This is a genomic window from Mesorhizobium sp. WSM4840 (genome assembly GCF_055811755.1).
Map to the genome: position 1 here is coordinate 116248 of NZ_JBVVQD010000019.1, position 20712 is coordinate 136959.

Annotated in this window: 18 protein-coding genes; 10 read left to right on the forward strand and 8 right to left on the reverse strand. The window is 63.0% G+C overall.

What is annotated here, in order from left to right:
• The first annotated feature begins 115 nt into the window (after window positions 1–115).
• Window positions 116–880, forward strand: coding sequence for an arginyltransferase (locus AC0L3I_RS23950; protein WP_095491336.1), 765 nt, complete (start codon window positions 116–118; stop codon window positions 878–880).
• Window positions 881–1002: 122 nt separating this feature from the next.
• The gene (locus tag AC0L3I_RS23955; RefSeq protein ID WP_473528410.1) at window positions 1003–1899 is read left to right on the forward strand and encodes a DMT family transporter; all 897 of its coding nucleotides are present in this window, start codon (window positions 1003–1005) and stop codon (window positions 1897–1899) included.
• On the opposite strand, the gene AC0L3I_RS23960 is transcribed toward AC0L3I_RS23955, so the two are convergent.
• A complete protein-coding gene (locus AC0L3I_RS23960) occupies window positions 1887–3095 on the reverse strand; it encodes an AI-2E family transporter (protein ID WP_258117865.1) in 1209 nt (402 codons plus the stop codon). The genes AC0L3I_RS23955 and AC0L3I_RS23960 overlap by 13 nt on opposite strands.
• 279 nt (window positions 3096–3374) lie before the next feature.
• The gene (gene parC / locus AC0L3I_RS23965; protein ID WP_473528411.1) at window positions 3375–5627 is read right to left on the reverse strand and encodes a DNA topoisomerase IV subunit A; all 2253 of its coding nucleotides are present in this window, start codon (window positions 5625–5627) and stop codon (window positions 3375–3377) included.
• Between the two features lie 255 nt (window positions 5628–5882).
• Here parC and AC0L3I_RS23970 point away from each other — a divergent pair, with 255 nt between their 5' ends.
• Window positions 5883–7073, forward strand: a complete 1191-nt coding sequence (locus AC0L3I_RS23970) for a hypothetical protein (protein WP_473528412.1) — start codon at window positions 5883–5885, stop codon at window positions 7071–7073.
• A 266-nt stretch (window positions 7074–7339) separates the two neighbouring features.
• Here AC0L3I_RS23970 and aspS read toward each other — a convergent pair whose 3' ends face one another.
• Both aspS and AC0L3I_RS23980 read right to left on the reverse strand, forming a co-directional pair.
• Window positions 7340–9130 (reverse strand): aspartate--tRNA ligase, encoded by a 1791-nt coding sequence (gene aspS, locus AC0L3I_RS23975; RefSeq protein ID WP_473487787.1) that lies wholly within the window; start codon window positions 9128–9130, stop codon window positions 7340–7342.
• Window positions 9131–9329: 199 nt separating this feature from the next.
• Entirely contained in the window at window positions 9330–9755 is a 426-nt protein-coding gene (locus AC0L3I_RS23980) for a GNAT family N-acetyltransferase (protein WP_473528413.1), read from the reverse strand.
• A gap of 528 nt (window positions 9756–10283) precedes the next feature.
• On the opposite strand from AC0L3I_RS23980, the gene AC0L3I_RS23985 reads away from it, so the two are divergent.
• The 7 genes from AC0L3I_RS23985 (at window position 10284) to rnd (ending at window position 15152) form a co-directional block, all read left to right on the forward strand.
• The gene (locus AC0L3I_RS23985; RefSeq protein ID WP_473487788.1) at window positions 10284–10625 is read left to right on the forward strand and encodes an ArsR/SmtB family transcription factor; all 342 of its coding nucleotides are present in this window, start codon (window positions 10284–10286) and stop codon (window positions 10623–10625) included.
• A complete protein-coding gene (locus AC0L3I_RS23990; RefSeq protein ID WP_473528414.1) occupies window positions 10612–11079 on the forward strand; it encodes an SRPBCC family protein in 468 nt (155 codons plus the stop codon). Before AC0L3I_RS23985 ends, AC0L3I_RS23990 begins: the two co-directional genes overlap by 14 nt.
• Entirely contained in the window at window positions 11069–11434 is a 366-nt protein-coding gene (locus AC0L3I_RS23995) for a TfoX/Sxy family protein (protein WP_473528415.1), read from the forward strand. Before AC0L3I_RS23990 ends, AC0L3I_RS23995 begins: the two co-directional genes overlap by 11 nt.
• On the forward strand, window positions 11431–11874 hold the full coding sequence (locus AC0L3I_RS24000; RefSeq protein WP_473528416.1) for a hypothetical protein: 444 nt from the start codon (window positions 11431–11433) through the stop codon (window positions 11872–11874). Before AC0L3I_RS23995 ends, AC0L3I_RS24000 begins: the two co-directional genes overlap by 4 nt.
• A gap of 116 nt (window positions 11875–11990) precedes the next feature.
• Window positions 11991–12494, forward strand: coding sequence for a DUF3280 domain-containing protein (locus tag AC0L3I_RS24005; protein WP_473528417.1), 504 nt, complete (start codon window positions 11991–11993; stop codon window positions 12492–12494).
• A 165-nt stretch (window positions 12495–12659) separates the two neighbouring features.
• Window positions 12660–13904 (forward strand): MFS transporter, encoded by a 1245-nt coding sequence (locus AC0L3I_RS24010; RefSeq protein WP_473528418.1) that lies wholly within the window; start codon window positions 12660–12662, stop codon window positions 13902–13904.
• A gap of 96 nt (window positions 13905–14000) precedes the next feature.
• Entirely contained in the window at window positions 14001–15152 is a 1152-nt protein-coding gene (gene rnd, locus AC0L3I_RS24015) for a ribonuclease D (RefSeq protein ID WP_473528419.1), read from the forward strand.
• Between the two features lie 39 nt (window positions 15153–15191).
• Here rnd and AC0L3I_RS24020 read toward each other — a convergent pair whose 3' ends face one another.
• The 4 genes from AC0L3I_RS24020 to AC0L3I_RS24035 form a co-directional block, all read right to left on the reverse strand.
• Window positions 15192–15731 carry a hypothetical protein gene (locus tag AC0L3I_RS24020; RefSeq protein ID WP_473528420.1) on the reverse strand — a complete coding sequence of 180 codons (540 nt, stop codon included), beginning with the start codon at window positions 15729–15731 and terminating at the stop codon, window positions 15192–15194.
• Window positions 15732–15756: 25 nt separating this feature from the next.
• Window positions 15757–17259: an IMP dehydrogenase gene (guaB, locus tag AC0L3I_RS24025; protein ID WP_123147581.1), complete on the reverse strand. Its 1503-nt coding sequence runs from the start codon at window positions 17257–17259 to the stop codon at window positions 15757–15759.
• A gap of 842 nt (window positions 17260–18101) precedes the next feature.
• Window positions 18102–18812 (reverse strand): RlmE family RNA methyltransferase, encoded by a 711-nt coding sequence (locus tag AC0L3I_RS24030; protein ID WP_473487745.1) that lies wholly within the window; start codon window positions 18810–18812, stop codon window positions 18102–18104.
• A gap of 79 nt (window positions 18813–18891) precedes the next feature.
• Entirely contained in the window at window positions 18892–20256 is a 1365-nt protein-coding gene (locus AC0L3I_RS24035; RefSeq protein WP_473487746.1) for a Ppx/GppA phosphatase family protein, read from the reverse strand.
• Window positions 20257–20712 lie beyond the last annotated feature (456 nt).

Genomic DNA, 20712 nt, shown 5'->3' on the forward strand with positions numbered 1-20712 from the left:
GCGAGCATTTGTGTGCAAAGTGAAGGCTCCGATGCCCACGCTTTCACAATCCTGTTGAATTTTTCGCCGTACGCGCCAAAGGTATGATGATTCGCAGGAGTGTTTCCAAGGTTCGATGACGCACCATCCTACCCAGTCGCCGCAGTTCTTCCTGACCGCGCCGTCGCCGTGCCCGTATCTTGAGGGCCAGTTCGAACGCAAGGTGTTCACGCATCTGGTCGGCGACAAGGCGCCGGAGATGAACGACCTGTTGACGCAAGGCGGCTTCCGGCGATCGCAGAACATCGCCTACCGGCCGGCCTGCGAGACCTGCCGCGCCTGCGTTTCGGTGCGCATCCTGGCCCAGGAATTCACCGCCAGCCGCAACATGAGGCGGGTGATACAGCACAATTCAGACCTCATCGGCGCGATGCACGACGCGCAACCTTCGACCGAGCAGTATTCGCTGTTCCGCAGCTATCTCGATGCCCGCCACCGCCGCGGCGGCATGTCCGACATGACGGTGCTCGACTACGCCATGATGGTCGAGGACACGCATGTCGACACCAAGGTCATCGAGTACCGGCGCCGCGGCCCCGACAGCTTCATCACCGGCAAGGGCCAGGGCGAGCTGATCGCGGTGGCGCTCACCGACAAGATGGCCGACGGCCTGTCGATGGTCTATTCCTACTTCAATCCGGACTTCGAGGACCGCTCGCTTGGCACCTTCATGATCCTCGACCACATCGCCCGCGCCAGGGCGATGGGCTTGCCCCATGTCTATCTCGGCTACTGGGTCAACGGCTCGCGCAAGATGAACTATAAGATGCGCTTCATGCCGCAGGAGCATCTCGGCCCGAAAGGCTGGGAACGCTACGACCACGAAGCGGTTTCGCGCTGAATAGTTTTTCCAAAATCCAATCTTAAACTGTTTCCAGGAAGAGCATGCTGGCCTTTCCGCTTAGCGGAGAGTGTGCAAAAGCGCGGCCGGCCGGCCTTCAAATTCATTGCGAGAATTGCCGCATGTCGTCCCACAATGATCACCAGAAGGGCCTTCTCATCACCGCCATCGGCGGGCTGACGCTGACCATCGACATTCCACTGATCCGGCTCGCCGACGGCGGCGCGTGGACGATCCTCCTGCTGCGCACCGGCACCACCTTGGTCGCGGCGCTGATCATCTGGGCCGTCTGGCGCTCGCTGAGCAGGAACGCGCCGCAGCTCATCCCCGGCTGGTCGGGGCTCGTTGTCGCCATATGCTACGGGCTGACCTCGGTCACTTTCGTCACCAGCATCTATTACACCACGACCGCCAATCTGGTCTTCATCCTGGCCTTCAACACCGTGTTCGCGGCGCTGCTGTCCTGGCTGTTCCTGAAGGAGCGGCCGCGACTGGTCACCGTGGTCGCGATGCTGGCCATGATCGTTGGCGTCGCGATCATCGTCGGCGATTCGATCGGCACCGGGCACCTGTTCGGCGATCTTATGGCGCTGTGCTCGGCTTTCTTCATCGCGCTGGCCATCACCATCTCGCGTGCCAGCGGCAAGGACATGGGGTTCACATCGCTGATCGGCGTGATCCTGCCGCTGGCCGTCGCGGTGTTCATGGTCTCAGGCGAAGGCGTTCAGGTGAACGCGCCGTGGTGGATCATCTTCAACGGCGCCGTCATCATGCCGATCTCGTTCTTCTGCCTCGCCAACGGACCGAAATATATTTCGGGGCCGGAAGTGGCGATGTTCTATCTGCTCGAAACCGTGCTGGCGCCCGTCTGGATGTGGATGATCTTTGCCGAGTCGCCGTCACGCAACAGCCTGATCGGCGGTGCGATCCTGATCGTCACGCTGGTCGCCCATTCACTATGGCAGCTGCATGAGGGGCGCAAGCGCCGCGCAACCCTTGCGGTCCGTCACCCGGCCTGAGACTTCTTCTCGGCAACGATTTCGATTTGCGGCGGCGCCCCCTCCAGCTCCACCGGTGCTGCGGGGGCAAGTTCGTCGGCCAATTCCACCTCGCGCAGCCATTCGCGCCATATCGCGACCAGCAATGCCATCAGCACCGGGCCGATGAACAGGCCGAGAAAGCCCATCGTCTTGACGCCGCCGATCAGGCCAAAAAAGGTCGGCAGGAACGGCAGCTTTATCGGGCCGCCGACCAGTTTCGGGCGCAATGTCTTGTCGACGATGAACAGTTCGACAGCCCCCCAGATGAACAGCGCCAACCCGGCCATCGGCGAGCCGCTGGCGGCGAGATAGATCGAAACAAGCGTGAAGGACAGCGGTGCGCCGCCAGGGATCAGCGCCATGATGCCGGTCAGGGCGCCGAGCGTCACAGGCGACGGCACGCCGGCCAGCCAGTAGGCCACGCCCAGCACCACCCCCTCGCCGATGGCGATAATGGTCATGCCGGTTACTGTCGAGGAAATCGTCGCCGGCACGACGCGTGAAATCCGCTCCCACCTGGTCGGCAGGATGCGTTCGCCGAGACGGTCGACCTGCCCGGCAAAATGCTCGCCGTCGCGATAGGCAAAGAACAGCGCGATCATCATGAACAGCAGCGCCAGCAGAAGGCCGAAGGCGCTGCCGCCAGCGGCCAGCACGCCGCGATAGATGCTGCCGATGTTGGCGCCGCTGATCAGCTGGATCAGTTCGCCGATGCCGCCGGGATGGCCGAGATTGCGCGTCCACTGCTCGTTCAGCCAGTCGCCGACCACGGGCAGCGTGGCGATCCAGTGCGGCGTCACCGCGCCTTCGCGGTTGGTCTCGATCGCCCAGCCGACCCATTCGCGGACTTCGTTGCTGGCGTAGGCGCCGGCGAGCGCGATCGGCACCACCAGGAAGGTGAGAATGAACAGGATCGCCAATGTCGCGGCGATCGTGCGGTTGCCGCCGACAGCAGCGAGCAGCCGCCGATAGAGCGGCCAGCTGGCAAAGGCGATGACAAGAGCGGCCAGCACCGGAACCAGGAAACCATGAAAGAAATAGACCCCGGCGGCAACGATCAGCACCAGGAGCCAGCGCGCCGCCGACAGCGGTGGAATGACGGCGGATCTGACCGGCGTCGACAGGCCGAACAAGCGCTGCTGCCCTTCCGGTTTCTTAATCCTGGGTTCTTTCAAATGCCCATTTCTCCCCAAACGCGTATGTCGTCGCCTTATGTAGCGGTGCTTATGCACCGACATAGTGCAGCAATCGTGACGACATTCCAAATGTTTGCATGGAGGCGCTAATCTCCCCCCTTGAGGGCCCTCAAGGGGGGAGATGGCCGGCAGGCCAGAGGGGGTCGCCGAGCATGAAGCTCCAGCCTCCTCTGTCCGCAATAAGATGTCGCGTCTGAACGTTCCGACCCCCCTCTGTCGCCTTCGGCGACATCTCCCCTCAAGGGGGGAGATTAGCAACTACCCGAATTTCCCCGTCCTCGGGAATCCCTTTGGCACCATGCGTCCGGCCGAGGCTCGAGCACCGATCCACTCGACCAGCTCTTCACGTGATTTGATGAAGGTGCGGTCGGCCGAATCCTGCCAGGAGAGACCGCCCGCGAGCGTGAAGGTCTTGAGGTCGAGAACGCCGCCATCCTTGTATTTCTGCAGGCGAACGCCCTTGCCGCGCCCCATCTCAGGGATCTCGGCGAGTGGGAAGACCAGCATCTTGCGGTTCTCGCCGACGATGGCGAGATGGTCGCCGGCGACCGGCACACAGCGCTGGGCCTCGTCGGGCGCCTTGACGTTCATCACCTGCTTGCCCTTGCGAGTGTTGGCGACAACCTCTTCTTCCGGCACGACAAAACCATTGCCGTCGTGCGACACCAGCAGCAGCTTGCGCTTGGGATCATGGACAAAGGCGGTGACGATGTCCTGGTCGTTGTCCATGTCGACGATGATGCGGATCGGTTCGCCATGGCCGCGCCCACCCGGCAGCCGGTCGGCGCCGATCGTGTAGAACTTGCCGCCGGTGGTGAAGACCAGCACCTTGTCGGTGGTCTGGGCGTGGAAGGCGAGCTTGAGGCTGTCCCCCTCCTTGAAGGTCAGCAACGAATGATCGGTCAGGTGACCTTTCATCGCCCTGAGCCAGCCCTTTTCCGAAACGACCACGGTGACCGGCTCGCGCTCGATCATGGCATGGGCGATGTCGGTCAGGTCATGTTCGGGGGCGTCGGCGAACTGGGTCCGGCGCTTGCCGAGCTCGGTCTCCGGTCCGAATTTCTCGCGGATGCTGGAGACTTCCCACTTGATCGTCGACCACTGCCTGGCGTCGGACGCAAGCAGCGCCTCGATCTGCTTCTTCTCGATAGTGAGGCCGTCGAATTCCTTGCGGATCTCGAATTCCTCGAGCTTGCGCAGGGCCCTGAGCCGCATGTTGAGGATGGCTTCGGCCTGGTTGTCGGTGAGCGACCAGCGCGCCATCATGACTTGCTTGGGCTCGTCCTCCTCGCGGATGATCCTGATCACCTCATCGATGTTGAGATAAGCGATTAGATAGCCGGCGAGGATCTCCAGCCGCCTTTCGATCTCGCCGAGGCGATGCCTGGAGCGGCGGATCAGCACCTCGCGGCGGTGCTCCAGCCATTCCTTGAGCACGCCTTTCAGCGACAGCACGTTGGGTATCTTGCCGCGCGACAGGACGTTCATGTTGAGCGGAAAGCGGCTTTCGAGCTCGGTCAGTTTGAACAGCGATTCCATCAGGATTCCGGGATCGACAGAACGGCTCTTCGGCACCAGCACGACGCGGACGTCTTCGGCGCTCTCGTCGCGGATGTCTTCGAGCAGCGGCAATTTGCGCGCCATCAGCAGCTCGGCGATCTTTTCGATCAGCCGCGCCTTCTGGACGCCGTAGGGGATTTCGGTGACGACGATGCTCCAGGTGCCCCTGCCCTGGTCCTCCTGGCTCCATTTCGCCCTGACGCGGAAACCACCGCGACCGGTTTCATAGGCTTCGAGGATCGAGGCACGGCTATCGACGATGATGCCGCCGGTCGGGAAATCCGGACCTTGGACGAAGTCCATCAATGTCGTCACCGGTGCATCCGGATGCTCGATCAGATGCAGGGCGGCGGCGCAGAGCTCGGCGGCATTGTGCGGCGGGATCGAGGTCGCCATGCCGACGGCAATGCCGGACGAGCCGTTAGCGAGCAGGTTTGGGAAGGCGCCGGGCAGCACGACCGGCTCCTCGTCCTCCTCATTGTAGGTCGGCCGGTAGTCGACCGCATCCTCGGTGATACCGGACAGCAGCTCGGTCGCCACGTCGGTCATGCGCGCTTCGGTGTAGCGCATGGCGGCGGCGTTATCGCCGTCGATATTGCCGAAATTGCCCTGCCCGTCGACCAGGGGATAGCGCATCGAAAAATCCTGCGCCAGCCGCACCAGCGCGTCGTAGATCGACTGGTCGCCATGCGGATGGAACTTGCCCATCACCTCGCCGACGATGCGGGCGCATTTGGCGAACCCCTGGTCGGGGTTGAGCCTGAGCAGCCGCATGGCATGCATGATGCGGCGGTGGACCGGCTTCAGCCCGTCGCGCACATCCGGCAGCGCCCGGTGCATGATGGTCGACAGCGCATAGGCGAGATAGCGCTCTTCCAGCGCTTTCTTCAGATCGACCGGCTCGATGTTGTCGCCACCGCCATCGCCAGGCGGTAAAAGCCTTTTTCCCATGGGCTGGGACTAGCCGAGCGGGTGATTCGCGGCAAGAGGCGCTGAATGCGCCGCCCTTTCCGCAACACGAACTGGACGCCGACCAACATCAATCGGTTACATCCCGGCTCTATGGCAATGGATCGGATTTGCGTTTCGCCATGGTTTTCGACCATTGTGCGGGAGAACGCCTTTTTCCCGTCCAGTTCGTCACGGAAGGGTGGCGGCGCAACGAGTTGAAAAGACAATCTTCAGGACACGCTCAGGGGACTCGCGATGACGATCAGACGCTCGACACTTAACAAACTTGCTTTTTCGACGTTTTTGCTGACGCTGCCGCTGAACGCGGCCTTGGCGCAGGATGCGGCGGTCGCCGACCGGCTGAAGGCGGCTCTCGCCGCCCAGGGCGTCGACATCTCCTGGACCGGGGTGACGGGCGATGCCTCCAGCATGGTGCTGCAAGGCGTGGCCTTCAAACCGGCGGCCGAAAAGGAAGCGCTCAAGTTCGGCGACATCAAACTCGAAGGCGTGACCGAAGCCAATGGCGGTTATGAAATCGAAACCGTCTCGACTTCGGCGTTCCAGCACAGCGAAGACGGCGTCACGCTCGACCTCAGCCCCTTCGTCATCCACGACATGACGGTTCCCGCCGACGGCGCTACAGGCCCGCTGGGCTCGCTGATGATGTACAAATCGGCCGAACTCGACAACATGACGGTCAAGGTTGCCGACAAGACCGCCTTCTCGATGGACGGGCTCGCCATCGAAATCACCCCGCCGGCCGACGGCAAGGCGATGGCGTTCTCCGGCACCACGGAAAAGTTCAATGCCGACCTGACGCTGGTCGAGGACCCGAAGTCCAAGGAGGTGATCAACGCGCTCGGTTACCAGAACATCAGCGGGAACCTTAAAATGGCGGGCACCTGGCAGCCTGCGGACGGCAAGATGGAGCTGTCGAAATACGACATCTCCGTCGACAATGCCGGAACGCTCGGCATGACCTTCGGTTTCGGCGGCTACACGCTTGACGTTATCAAGTCGCTGCAGGAGATGCAGAAGAAGATGGCGGCGCAGCCCGAAGGCGCCGACAACTCGGCGCAAGGCATGGCCATGCTCGGCGTCTTGCAGCAGCTTTCGTTCAACAGCGCTTCGATCCGCTTCGACGACGATTCCTTGACCAACAAGGTGCTGGACTATGTCGGCAAGCAGCAAGGCATGTCCGGCAAGGACGTCGCCAACCAGGCCAAGGCGATCGTGCCTTTCGGCATGGCGCAGCTCAACAATCCCGAATTGACGGCGCAGGTGTCGGCTGCGGTCGGCAGATATCTCGACGATCCGCAGAGCATCGAGATCTTGGCCGAGCCGCCGGCAGCGGTGCCGTTCGCGCTGATCATGGCGGGCGCCATGTCAAACCCGGTGGACCTGACGAAGACGCTTGGCGTGACGGTCAAGGCGAACGAAGACTGACCGGCACGTCTCTGGCCGGTTTGCAAAATGCGCTTGCATTGGAAGTGTCAGCACCGCCCCTCATCCGCCTGCCGGCACCTTCTCCCCGTATAGTGACGGGGAGAAGGGAGACGGCCGCGACGTTTGCGCCCATCTTGCAACGCTGGCAGTTGGCGAAATCATTTGTGACAGTGTCTTTCTCCCCGTCACTATACGGGGAGAAATGCCCGGCAGGGCAATGAGGGCAGCGCAAACCGACAGCGTTTAGCGTCGGTTGCGGGAGGTTTTTAACCCTCTTTCTTGGTCACCGCGACGCGCAGTGACAATTCGCGAAGCTGCTGCGGGCTGGCTTCTGATGGCGCGCTCATCAACAGATCATAGGCCTGCTGGTTCATCGGGAACATGGTCACTTCGCGCAGGTTCCTGGCGCCGACCAGCAGCATGACGACGCGGTCGATGCCGGCCGCCATGCCGCCATGCGGCGGTGCGCCATACTGGAAGGCGCGGTAGAGGCCACCGAAGCGCTCCTCGACCGTCTCGCGATCCAGGCCGACGATCTCGAATGCCTTGACCATGGTTTCGGGCAAATGGTTGCGGATGCCGCCCGACGCGATCTCGAAACCATTGCAGACCATGTCATATTGGAACGCTTTGATGCCGAGCAGATCCTCGCCGTTTAGCGCCTCGATGCCACCCTGCGGCATAGAGAACGGGTTGTGGCCGAAATCGACGAGCTTCTCGTCCTCGTTCCATTCGTAGAAGGGGAAGTCGACGATCCAGCACAATTCGAAGCGGTCGCGGTCGACGAGGTTCAGCTCCTCGCCGGCGCGGGTGCGCGCCGCTCCCGCGAACGAGACGAACTTTTTCGGGTCGCCGGCGACGAAGAAGGCGGCGTCGCCATCGGCAAGGCCGAGTTGGAGGCGGATTGCCTCGGTGCGGTCCTCGCCAATGTTCTTGGCAAGCGGACCGGCGCCTTCGAGCTTCTCGCCCTCTTTGCGCCAGAAGATGTAGCCGAGGCCCGGCTGGCCCTCGCCTTGCGCCCACGAATTCATGCGGTCGCAGAAGGCGCGTGAACCACCGGTCTTGGCCGGAATGGCCCAGACTTCGGCCTTGGGGTCGTTGGCAAGGATGTTGGCGAAAACCTTGAAGCCGGAATCGCGGAAATGATCGGAGACCGCCTGCATCTCGATCGGGTTGCGCAGGTCCGGCTTGTCAGTGCCGTATTTGCGCATAGCGACGTCATAGGCGATGCGCGGGAACTCCTGCGTCACCGGCTTGCCGGCGGCAAAGGCCTCGAAGACCGCGCGCATGACCGGCTCCATTGTCGCCAGAACGTCGTCCTGCTCGACGAAGCTCATTTCCACGTCAAGCTGGTAGAATTCGCCCGGCAACCGGTCGGCGCGCGGGTCCTCGTCGCGGAAACACGGCGCGATCTGGAAGTAACGGTCGAAGCCCGACACCATGATCAATTGCTTGTATATCTGCGGTGCCTGCGGCAGCGCGTAGAAGGTGCCGGGATGGATGCGCGACGGCACCAGGAAGTCGCGCGCCCCTTCTGGCGACGAAGCGGTCAGGATCGGTGTCGAGAATTCGGTGAAGCCGACCTCGCCCATGCGCTTGCGCATCTCGGCGATGACCTTCGTGCGCGCCACGATGTTCTTGTGCAGCGTGTCGCGGCGCAGGTCGAGGAAGCGGTATTTGAGGCGGATATCCTCGGGATAGTCCGGCTCGCCGAACACCGGCAGCGGCAATTCCTTGGCGGCCGACAGCACTTCGATTTCGCGTGCAAAAACCTCGATCTCGCCGGTCGGCAGGTTGGCGTTCGCCGTCTCGGCCAGGCGCGCCTTGACCTCGCCGTCGACGCGGATGACCCACTCGCCGCGCACCGTCTCGGCAATCTTGAAGGCCGGCGAATCCGGATCGGCGACGATCTGGGTCAGGCCATAGTGGTCGCGCAAATCGATGAACAGCAAGCCGCCATGGTCGCGCACGCGATGCACCCAGCCCGACAGGCGAACGGAAGAACCGACGTCGCTCTTCCTCAACTGGGCACAGGTATGGCTGCGGTAACGATGCATTGTCATTGGTAGGTCCGGATGTTTGATTGCGGCCAAGGCATGATAGCCCGGCCCGAAAATTTGCGCGAAAAGCACATGAGAGGCCGCCTTTGTCAAGGCAGGCGGCGCACGGGCAGCATCTCGGTTCGAAGTTCGGCTTCGAGCCTAAGCGGTCATCGCTCGGAATGAGCCCTGGTCCAACATCAACCGCCAATGGTGGTTAGCGGGTGAAGCGCGCACCATCGCCAAGCGTGGCAACCCCGCACACAACAGCGGGATCGCGACGAAGTCCACATGATTCCACCATTCGTCGGGACGGTAGGTTCGAGGCCGATACGAGCTCATAAATGTGCGTCGCATGCAAATCGCGAACCACACTGACGATCATGCGAGCGTTGACGTAGTTGCCAAGCCCTCGACCCCTCTGCGATTGCGCGACCGCAACCAGCCCGACCCATGCTATGGGAATTGTGAGCCAGGTAGCCATGCGCGGTTGCCACGACGGTCCCCTCTCGTCACCAACCACTACCGTCGTCGCCGGCCCCAGGGTTCCGGCAAGCAGCGACCCCGAAAACGGCACCACGCCCAACGCCGCCATGAAGGCCTGGATGCGGATCGTATACTCACCATCCGGCTCGGCCGCCATGTCTTGATCGAGAAATCCATCGGGCAATCCCCGGCCGATAATCGCCTCCGATGCCGCCAGGGCACTTGCCTGGTCGGCGGAGAATACGTCCCAGGAATCGAAACGGAAGCCCCCTTGGCCAATCGCGACTTGAGCTCATCCGCCTTGCTTGCAGGTATCATACGAAAGCCGCAGATGCCGTCGCGATTGAGTATCTTGTCGATCATTTCCCACCCGAACCGGTCGGGATCGTCGCACCCCATAGTGCGCCCGGTCTGGCACGCGCCGGGGGTTGCATTGATGAAGTCGACACTCGCCTCAGCTTGAGCTTGCAGGCGCTGCTGAACCTCTGTGCCGAAATAGCCTGACATGTGAAGCCCCCTGCGTGACTGCCCGGTGGAGTATAGCAAGCACGGTGGAATATACAGCCAGGCTGCTTCCTGCTGGAACCAGCCGGGCCCCCTTCAGGGTATGACGCAGCGCGCAGAGGGATTTTCGGCCTTGCACGTCCTTGCATTTGCCGCTCGAATGACGTATAGCCATATGGCTATGCAAAAGGTGGCCAGTCTCGATCGAACGTTTCACGCTTTGGCGGACGGGACGCGTCGCTCAATGATTCATGCGCTCGCTCGAGGTGAGGCCAGAAGCGCCGGCGAACTCGGCCGCCAATTTCGCTCTACCCAGCCGACGATCTCCAAGCATCTGAAGGTGCTGGAGCAGGCCGGGCTTATTGAACGCGCCATTGAGGGGCGTGTTCATCAGTTCCGGTTGCGCCGAGAGCCTCTGCAGGATGCGCAGGCATGGATCGCGCGCCATCAGGCATTCTGGACGGGTGCGGTCGAGCAGCTCGATCGCCTTTTGTCGGAGGGCGCAAACGATGACCATCGATAAGACCGTCGCCGAAGTGCGTAGACGTTTCATCGCCGCGCCCGAGGAAGTGTTTGCCGCCTTTGCCGAGGCCGAGCTGGTCGGAAGATGGCTGAAGCCGGCACCGGAGATCACACTCACCGTCCTGCAGTTCGAGTTCCACGTCAATGGCGCCTATCGCTTCGCCTACCAGCGGCAGCAAGGAGAAATCGTCATCGTCGGTGGCGCTTTTCTATCGATCGAGCAGCCTGCGAAGATCGTCTTTTCGTGGATAATCGAGCCGCCGGACGAGCATGCAGGCATCGAGTCGGAGGTCACGGTGATCATCACGCCGGACGGCGCCGGCAGCGAACTCGTCATCCGCCATGAAAAGCTTACGCGCAGCGACGCGATCGTGCGTCACGCCGTCGGCTGGCGTGGTGCCCTGGATCAGTTGACCGCGTTGCTCGAAGCACAGGATTTGCAGCATGACCGCTGACGAGCTTGCCGCAAGCGTCCGTGCCGCTCTCGCGGGCGTCGGTGATATCCGCGAAGTCAAGATGTTCGGCGGGCTAGGTTTCATGCTGAACGGCAACATGGTCGCGGCTGCGTCCCGGCGCGGTTTGCTGGTTCGCGTCGGCAAGGACCGCCAGCACGAAGCGCTTGCCGAGCCCGGAGCGCGTCCGATGGAGATGAGGGGGCGGGTAATGGAAGGCTACATCTACGTCGATCCCCCGGCGCTGACCGGTGAAGGAGTCGGCAGGTGGCTCCAACCGGCGATCGCCTTCGTGCAGACCCTGCCGCCAAAGCTGCCCGGCCAGAAGCCGGCTTTGACGAAAGGAAAACGGAAATGACACGCTTCTTCCTTGGTGTTCTTGCCTACGTCGTGCCGACATTCGCGCTCGGATTTGTCTGGCATCTGATCCTTTTCGAGCGCTATTACGCGGAGCTTGCGATCTATCGGAGCAACATCATCATCGCGTTTGGTTTCCTGTCGATGCTGATCCAGGCAGTCCTTTTCGCCTGGGTCTACGAACAGGCGTTTGCGCGGCGGAGCGGTACAATTCTGTCGCGCGGACTGGTCTACTCAGCCTTCGGCGCCGTTCTGTCGTGGAGCTTCACCACGCTCGCCGTCGCTGCAAAAAACGTGATGGCATCGGTTCCCGACTACCTCACGATCGAGACAGCATTCACGGTCGTGCAGTGGTTGCTCGTCGGGCCTCTGACCGCTTTTGCCTTCGGTCGATCCTCCTCACGAGACGCGCGAGTCGGGGTGTCGGAGCTCAAGGCCTGACCGAGGGAAGGCGCTTCGACTGACGGAAGCCGACTGCTACCTTCTGCCTTGATCGTGGTCAGGGTGGTCAAGCCGTGTACAATGGCCGTCATCGTCATACTGACGGGAGGACTACCATGCGCATTCGCACATTGACTGTCCTGATGACGCTGCTTGTTGGCACCTGCACTTTTGCACACGCTCAGACAACGCCGATGTCAATCGAGGTGTTTCCATTCGAATTGGAAGACAAGAGCGCTGGCGCAGGAATAATTCCGCCGGATGAACACGATAGGCGCTATCTGTCCGAGTCGGCACAAATGGCGAAGGACATGCTCTCCCAGTCCGGGCGCTTTACAGTGGTTGATGCGCCAGCCAGCGATGAGCAGGCGGTTGCGCCGCACGGATTGCGCAACTGCGGCGGCTGTGAAGGCAAAATCGCCAAAGAACACGGCGCCTCTTTTGCCTTGCTGGGCGTCGTGACGCGTGTCAACCGAACAGAGCATACCATGTTCATTCGCATCCTCGACGCTGAAACCGGGAAACCTGTTTCCCAAGGCTTTACCGATCTTCGCATGGGTGCGAATTACGCGTGGCCCCGCTCCGTGAAATGGCTGATGACAAACAGAATTTTGCGGTAGGACGCCCACCATCCAAGCGCGCCATCGGGAGCGCGAAAGATCGCCCCTCAGCTAAAAATCACAATGAGAAACTGATTGTCGGTGCTGGCCTGCTAACCGCCGGGAATTGCCGCTGGCATTGGCGCGGGCGATGGTTCAAGAAGGATCAACGACAGGCCTTCCTTCATGTCCTCCATGCGCCCGCTGATCCCGCTCCTTATTGCCGCCGGCATCCTGCTCGGCGGCAACGGCCTGCAGAGCACCCTGATCGCGCTGCGCGGCGCGCAGGAGGGGTTTTCGGCCTCGACCATCGGCCTGATGGGCACGTTCTATTTCGCCGGCTTCCTGCTCGGCTGCCTCGCCGTCCCCCGCATCATGAAGGCCGTCGGCCATGTCCGCGCCTTTTCCGCGCTGGCGGCGATCGCTTCGGCGGGAACATTGCTTTTGGTGCTGGTCGTCGACCCGGTCATGTGGTGCGCGTTGCGCCTCGCCGGCGGCTTCTGCTTCGCCGGCCTGTTCACCATCATGGAAGCCTGGCTCAATTCCGGGGCCGCCAACAAGGACCGTGCGCGGGTGCTGGCTATCTACCGCATGGTCGACATCGGTTCGGTCACAGGCGCACAGTTCCTGATCCCGATCGTCGGCGCCGGTGGTTTCGCCATCTTTGCCGTCATGTCGATCATGATCACGCTCTCGCTGGTGCCGGTGTCGCTCGGCGACCGCTCCAACCCGACCCCGCCGGAAGACGTCAAGCTCGACCTGGCCCGCGTCTGGCGGATTTCGCCGCTCGGCTGCTTCGGCTGCATTGCCGTCGGTGTCACCAACAGCGCCTTCCGCACATTGTCGCCGGTTTACGCCGAACAGATCGGCATGTCGGTCACCGACGTCGTCACCTTCGTCAGCGTCGGCATCTTCGGCGGCGCCATCATCCAGTATCCGCTCGGCTACCTGTCCGACCGCTGGGACCGGCGTTCTGTGCTGCTGATAACGACGTGCTGCGCGCTGCTTGCATCGCTGGCGCTGGTGTTTTGGGCGCGCAGCGACCCGTCCCTCAACTTCGTGATCGTCTTCATCTTCGGCTGCTTCGCCATGCCGCTCTACTCGCTATCGGCGGCGCATTCCAACGACCGCGCCGACAAGGGCGAGTTTGTGCTGATCAACGCGGCGCTGATGCTGTTCTATTCCTTCGGCGCCATTGGCGGGCCGTTCGCCGCCTCGACGGCGATGCAGTATTTCGGGCCAAGCGCGCTGTTCGTGTTCACCGCCACCGTCTACGCCATCTTCGTCCTCGTCATCCTGTACCGGATGCAGGTGCGATCCGGCGTGCCGGCCGGCCATCGCAGCCGTTTCATCGGCCTTTTGCGCACATCGACGGTGTTCGCCAAGCTGGCCAAGCGCAACGACGATTCCGACGGGCCTGCGAAGCAATGATGACGGCCCGATATGTGTTGAACCGGGGCTGCGGCTTGACGAAAGCCCGCGCGGCTGAAATTGAAGGAGACCTTACCCTTTGCCAAAAGCGATTTGATGCACGTCATCACCACCCAAGAAGAACTTGAGACCGCTCTCGCCGCGTTCGAAAAGTCGGATTTCGTCACCGTCGACACCGAATTCATTCGCGAGACGACCTTTTGGCCGATCCTCTGCCTGATCCAGATGGCGGCGCCCGGGGTGACGGCGCTGATCGATCCGCTGTCACCCGATATCGACCTGAAGCCGTTCTTCAGGCTGATGGCCAACGAGGCCGTCGTCAAAGTCTTCCATGCGGCGCGCCAGGACATTGAAATCATCGTTCATCTCGGCGATCTGGTGCCGCATCCGGTGTTCGACACCCAGGTGGCGGCGATGGTTTGCGGCTTCGGCGACAGCGTCTCCTATGACCAGCTCGTCCAGAAGATCACCGGCGCTCGGCTCGACAAGTCCTCACGTTTCACCGACTGGCGCCACCGGCCGCTTTCCGAAAAACAGCTCGACTACGCGCTTGCCGACGTCACCCATCTGATCGAGGTCTACCAGCACCTCAGCGCCGAGCTGGTGCGGGAAAACCGCGCTCACTGGCTGAACGAGGAGATGGAGGTGCTGACCGCGCGTGAAACCTACGATCCGCATCCGGAGGACGCCTGGAAGCGGCTGAAGATGCGGCTGCGCAAGCCGCAGGAGCTGGCGATCGTGCAAGCGGTGGCCGCATGGCGCGAGCGCGAGGCGCGCGAACGCGACGTGCCGCGCGGCCGGGTGCTCAAGGACGACGCCATCTACGAAGTGGCGCAGCAGGCGCCGCGCGATGCGGCAGCACTCGGCAAGCTGCGCACCACGCCGAAAGGCTGGGAACGCTCAGTGACGGCAACGGCGCTGCTGGGCGCGATCAACACCGCGCTTGCCTTGCCCAGGGAAGAGATGCCGAAGCTGCCGAAGAGTTTTCAGCCGCCCGAAGGCTCCAATGCCGCCGCGGAATTGCTGAAAGTGCTGTTGCGTATCGTCGCCGAAAAGGAGGGCGTCGCTTCGAAGGTGCTGGCCTCCAGCGACGACATCGATCGCATCGCCGCAGAGGGCGAGGCGGCCGACGTGCCGGCTTTGCAAGGCTGGCGACGCGCCGTGTTCGGCGAGGCCGCGCTCAAACTGGTGCGCGGCGAGATTGCGATCAAGTTCGACAAGCGCAAGATCGCGCTGTTCGATTTGTAGCGTCTGCCACATCCTTCTCCCCTTTGTGGGAGAAGGGGGTCAGCGCTGTTTCTGACCGGCCAGGTGGAAAACCACTATGACGATCAGCGGTATCGCCAGAAGTGCGAATTTGGTGACGATCAGCGCCGAGGCAAACGACAGCGAATCCGGATTGGCCGACAGGAAATCGGAGAGCAGGCGGGCCACCGCGATGTTCTGCGCATAATCGGCAAACGTGTAGGGCAGCACCAGGACAAGCGCGAACAGCGACTGGAACTGCGCGGACAGGGCCCGGAAGATCTTCAGCCGCCGCCCGGTGGCCAGGATCAGGCTGACCAATGTCAGCGACAGCAGCGCCGGGAACAGCAGGTCGAAGGTCAGGTAGTGCCAGACCAGAATGATCTCGCTGCCGCGCCGGCCGAGCGCCGTCAGCCAGGCCATGCCCTCGTCCGGGGTGAAACCGGTAAAGCGCAAATCGAGCGACGGCAGGCCGCCGCTCAGCTGGCGGAAATAGAGGAACTCCAGCGCCGTCATGGCGACAAAAACCGCCACGCAGACAAAGCAAAGTGCGGCAGCGTGGCGCGACAGCCGCAGCATCATTGCCGTCAGGCTTCGTGCGAACTGGTTAGGCTCCGCCGGGGTAATTCGGGCTTTCGCGGGTGATCGTGACGTCATGGGCGTGGCTTTCACGAAGTCCGGCGTTGGATATGCGTACAAAGGTGGCGCGGTCGCGGAAATCGGCAAGGTCGCGCCCGCCGACATAGCCCATAGCGGCTTTAAGGCCGCCGGCAAGCTGGTGCAGCACGCCGGACACAGGTCCTTTGTAGGGCACCTGTCCTTCGATGCCTTCCGGCACCAGTTTCAGCGTGTCGCGCACCTCGGCCTGGAAATAACGGTCGGCGGAGCCGCGCGCCATGGCGCCGACCGAGCCCATGCCGCGATAGGCTTTGAACGAGCGGCCCTGGTGCAGATAGACTTCGCCCGGGCTCTCGTCGGTGCCGGCCAGCAGCGAGCCGATCATGGCGGCACTGGCGCCGGCGGCGAGCGCCTTGGCGAGATCGCCGGAATATTTGATGCCGCCGTCGGCAATGACCGAGACGCCCGACTTCTGCGCCGTCTCGACGGCCGACATGATCGCCGAGAGCTGCGGCATGCCGACGCCGGCGACGATGCGGGTGGTGCAGATGGAACCCGGTCCGATGCCGACCTTGACGGCGTCGGCGCCGGCATCGATCAGCGCCAGCGTGCCTTCTGATGTGGCGACGTTGCCGGCCAGGATGCGGACCGAATTGGACAGTTTCTTGGCCCGCGTCACCGCATCGAGCACACGTTGCGAGTGACCATGCGCGGTGTCGATCACCAGAAGGTCGACGCCGGCATCGATGAGCCGCTCGGCGCGCTCAAAACCGTCATCGCCGACGCTGGTGGCGGCCGCCGCGCGCAAGCGCCCCTGCACGTCCTTTGTGGCGTGCGGATTGAGCTGCGACTTCTCGATGTCCTTGACGGTGATCAGCCCGACGCAATTGCCGTCGCTATCGACCACGACCAGCTTTTCGATGCGGTGCTGATGCAGGAGCCGCTTGGCCTCGTCCTGATCGACGTTCTCCTTGACCGTGATCAGGTTCTCACGGGTCATCAGTTCGTAGACTTTCTGCGCCGGGTCGGAAGCGAAGCGCACGTCGCGGTTGGTCAGGATGCCGACCAGCCGTCCGACCGTATGCCCGCCGGCGCCGCCATTCTCGACCACCGGAATGCCCGAGATCGAGTAGGTGCGCATCAGCCCCAAGGCGTCGGCGAGCGTCGCGTCGGGGCCGATGGTGACGGGGTTGACCACCATGCCGGATTCGAATTTCTTGACTTGCCGCACCTGCTCGGCCTGTTCGGCCGGCGAGAAATTGCGGTGGATGACGCCGATGCCGCCGGCCTGGGCCATGGCGATGGCCAGACGCGCCTCGGTGACCGTATCCATGGCGGCGGACAGGATCGGCACGTTGAGGTCGATGTCGCCGGCAATGCGGGTGCGGATATCGGTCTCGCCGGGCATGACCTCGGAATGACCCGGCTGCAGCAGCACGTCGTCAAAGGTCAGCGCCAACGCGCCCGTGGACGTTTCGATAATCTTTGCCATGGCCAGCCCTCGGAATGCATGAAAAGCGCTGGACCGGATGGACAGCGCCGACTCGTCTTCTTCCCTTTCAGGATTGGCGCTGGCTCGTAACACGTCCCGTCGCCGATGAAAAGCCGATTGCTTGTGCACGACAGCGCTGCGAACTCAGCTTAATGCCTTTCGCAGTGACGGATCGGTGGCCGGCATTCGCCGCTGCTCTGCACGGATTGAGTGTTGCCTGGACGGCAGCGGAAGAGGCTCAGGCTCAGGCTCAGGGCAATCGCTTCAGGTTCGCGCCGCCCCTCACCTGCCTGCCGGCATCCTCTCCCCGTATAGTGACGGGGCGAGGGACGGCTTTTGCTGAAGTGATTAGCACATCTGTCTTGCTTTGTGACGGCAACTATGCTAGGAATTTATTCATGGTGCTGATTTGCGCCAGCGATCCGCCGCCGAGGCGGTTTTTTTTTAGGCGCCGTTCTTCGCAGGGCTCCTGACTGGCACGGCTGCCAGGGTCGCACAAATGTGAAGTTAAGGCGACATCCGACCCCACCCGTGGTAACCGCCCTGCGTGTCGGCTTGCCCCTTTGCCCCCAAGGGACTGGCAAGCAATCGGCGATGCAACATTCAAATCCGGACGCGGCTGGGAGTTGAGGAGTGGCGCCCTCCAGCGCTGGCGGGACAGCACCCCCCTCTGGCCTGCCGGCCATCTCCCCCTCAAGGAGGGAGATTGGCAGCTTCGCCGCTCCACGCACTCCTGCACCGTCGAAGGTTTGCGAAGACCGCGATGACGCCCGATCTTCCCCCTTGAGGGGGAGATGTCCGGCAGGACAGAGGGGGCGCGAAGGATCACTACGGGGCGATTTTTACCCTCCGCCGCTTCCGCCCTTAAAATCCTTCGCCAACAAATAAAGCTCGACCGACTCATCGCGTGAGGCTGGCGGCTTGACATGGTGGACCGAGCGGAAATTCTGCTTGAGCCTGGCGAGCAGCTCGTTTTCGGCGCCGCCCTGAAAGGTCTTGGCGAGGAAATGGCCGCCCGGCTTGAGCACCGACAGGGCGAAATCGGCCGCCACCTCGCACAGATACATGGTGCGGATGTGATCGGTCCGGCGGTGGCCGGTGGTCGGCGCCGCCATGTCGGACAAGACGATGTCCGGCTGGCCGCCTAGCGTTTCGGCCAGCTTTTCCGGCGCCTGCGGGTCGAGAAAATCCATCAACAGCACCGGCGCGCCGGGCACCGCATCCATCTCCAGATAGTCGATGCCGACGACATGCGGATGTTCGGCCGTCGATTTCGTGCGCGCGGCGGCGACCTGGCACCAGCCGCCGGGTGCCGCACCAAGGTCGATGACCTTCATGCCGGGCTTGAGCAGATGGTGCTTGTCGTCGATCTCGATCAGCTTGTAAGCCGCGCGCGAACGGTAGCCGTCGGCCCTGGAGCGCTGGACATAGGGATCGTTGATGTGACGCTGCAGCCAGCGGCGCGACGATTCCTTCAGGCCGCTTTTCTTCTTGATCCGCGTCTTCAGCACACGAATGCCGGCAGAGCCTGGTTTTTCCGGTTTCTTGGTCATTGCCTGACTTCTTGTTTGAGCATGATCTCCAGCGAAAACCGGCTGCCACTTTTCGCTGACGCGGTCCTTCGGTTCGGGATCATGCTCTGCCACGTCCATTGTTGCGCCAGACACCGTCGTCGGCCATCAATTCGCTCAATATGCCTTCGCGCAGGCCGCGGTCGGCGACGCGCAGCCTCTCCGACGGCCACACCGCGCGGATCGCTTCCAGGATGGCGCAGCCGGCCAGCACCAGATCGGCGCGATCGGCGCCGATGCAAGGATTGGCGACGCGCTGCTGGAAATCCCAGCCGACCAGTTTTTCGACCATGCGGTCGACGCTGTCGCGGTCCATCCACAGCCCGTCAACCCGGCGGCGGTCGTAGCGTTCCAGGTCAAGGTGGACGCCGGCCAGCGTCGTCACCGTGCCCGAGGTGCCGAGCAGGTGGAATTTTGGGCTGGCGAGCACATGGCTCAGCCGGTCGCGCCCGTCAAAGGCGTGCAGGCGCACGGCCACATCGTCGACCATGGCGGCAAAGACCTCGCGGGTGACGGTGCGACCGCCGAAGCGCTCGGCCAGCGAGACCACGCCGACCGGCAGCGACGTCCAGGAGACGATGTGGTTGGCGAGCCTCGGCGAGCGGTGGCCGGTGAGATCGATCAGCGCGATTTCCGAGGAGCCGCCGCCGATGTCGAACAGGACGACGCCTTGCGTGTCGCGGTCGACCAGCGAGCCGCAGCCCGAAACCGCCAGCCGCGCCTCGGTCTGGCGGTCGATGATCTCGAGCTTCAAGCCGGCCTCGCGCTCGACGCGGTCGAGGAACTCGGCGCCGTTTGCGGCAGTACGGCAGGCTTCGGTGGCGATCAGCCGGGCCTTCCTGATCTTGCGGCTGCGCAATTTGTCGCCGCAGATCTTCAGCGCCTCGACCGCACGGTCCATCGCCGGCTGCCCGAGCCGGCCATTGGCGGTGAGGCCCTCGCCCAGCCTGACGATGCGCGAGAAAGCGTCGATGACGCGGAACTGGCCGTGACGCGTAGGCACCGCCACCAGCAGCCGGCAATTGTTGGTGCCGAGATCGAGTGCCGCAAACACCGGCAGTTCCTGCACCGGCGGGCGGCGGACATCCTGCTCCGGCCTGGTTGGCGCAGCTGAGGGCAAAGGCGCGACGATCGCCTCGGGCGGGCGGCTGGCTGGAGCGCTGCCGGCGGGCGCCGACAGTCCGGCCGCTGCAAGGTGAGCGTCATCGCGCACGAAAACCTTGCGGCCGCGCCGACGTTTTCGCCGCTTCCTGGTCTTGGCCTTCTGCTGCTGGGACGCGTCGCCTGCCTGTCCGTGACCGGACCAAGGCTGCACCGGGCGGCCATTGTGCCGGCCGGCGGATGGGCTTGCTTGGCCCGAAGGCGGTGGCGAAGCCCTGGACACGCCCACTTCCGGCGCGCCGGCGCCGGTGTCGTGGTCTTCCACTTCAGTTCCTTCCGGCGCCGCGCGAACCGGAGACCGGACGCAGCAGGCGCTTTCACGTGTTCTAAGTTGCCGCCAGACTAGCAGCGCCGCGCCGGATCACCAAGAGCGCAGGGGCCGAATTTTGCCGGCGGCATTGTCTCGCGCTCCGCTCGGCCCGATCATGGCGGGACAGCGCCCCCTCCGTCCTGCCGGATATCTCCCCCACAAGGAGGGAGATTGGCAGCTTTGGCGCTCCGCCGGTTTCTGCGACGGTGGGGATTGGGGAAAGCGGCGGTGCCGGCCGATCTCCCCCAACTGGGGGAGATGTCCGGCAGGACAGAGGGGGGCGCGAAGGATCGCCAGCCTTTCCTTCTCCCTCCGCAGTGTTTGGACTGGGGACATCGCGAACAGGTGTGCGAGGACATCGCGAACAGTTTTGCGCATTGTGCGCGAGGGGGTTCGGGATGCCGTTCAAGG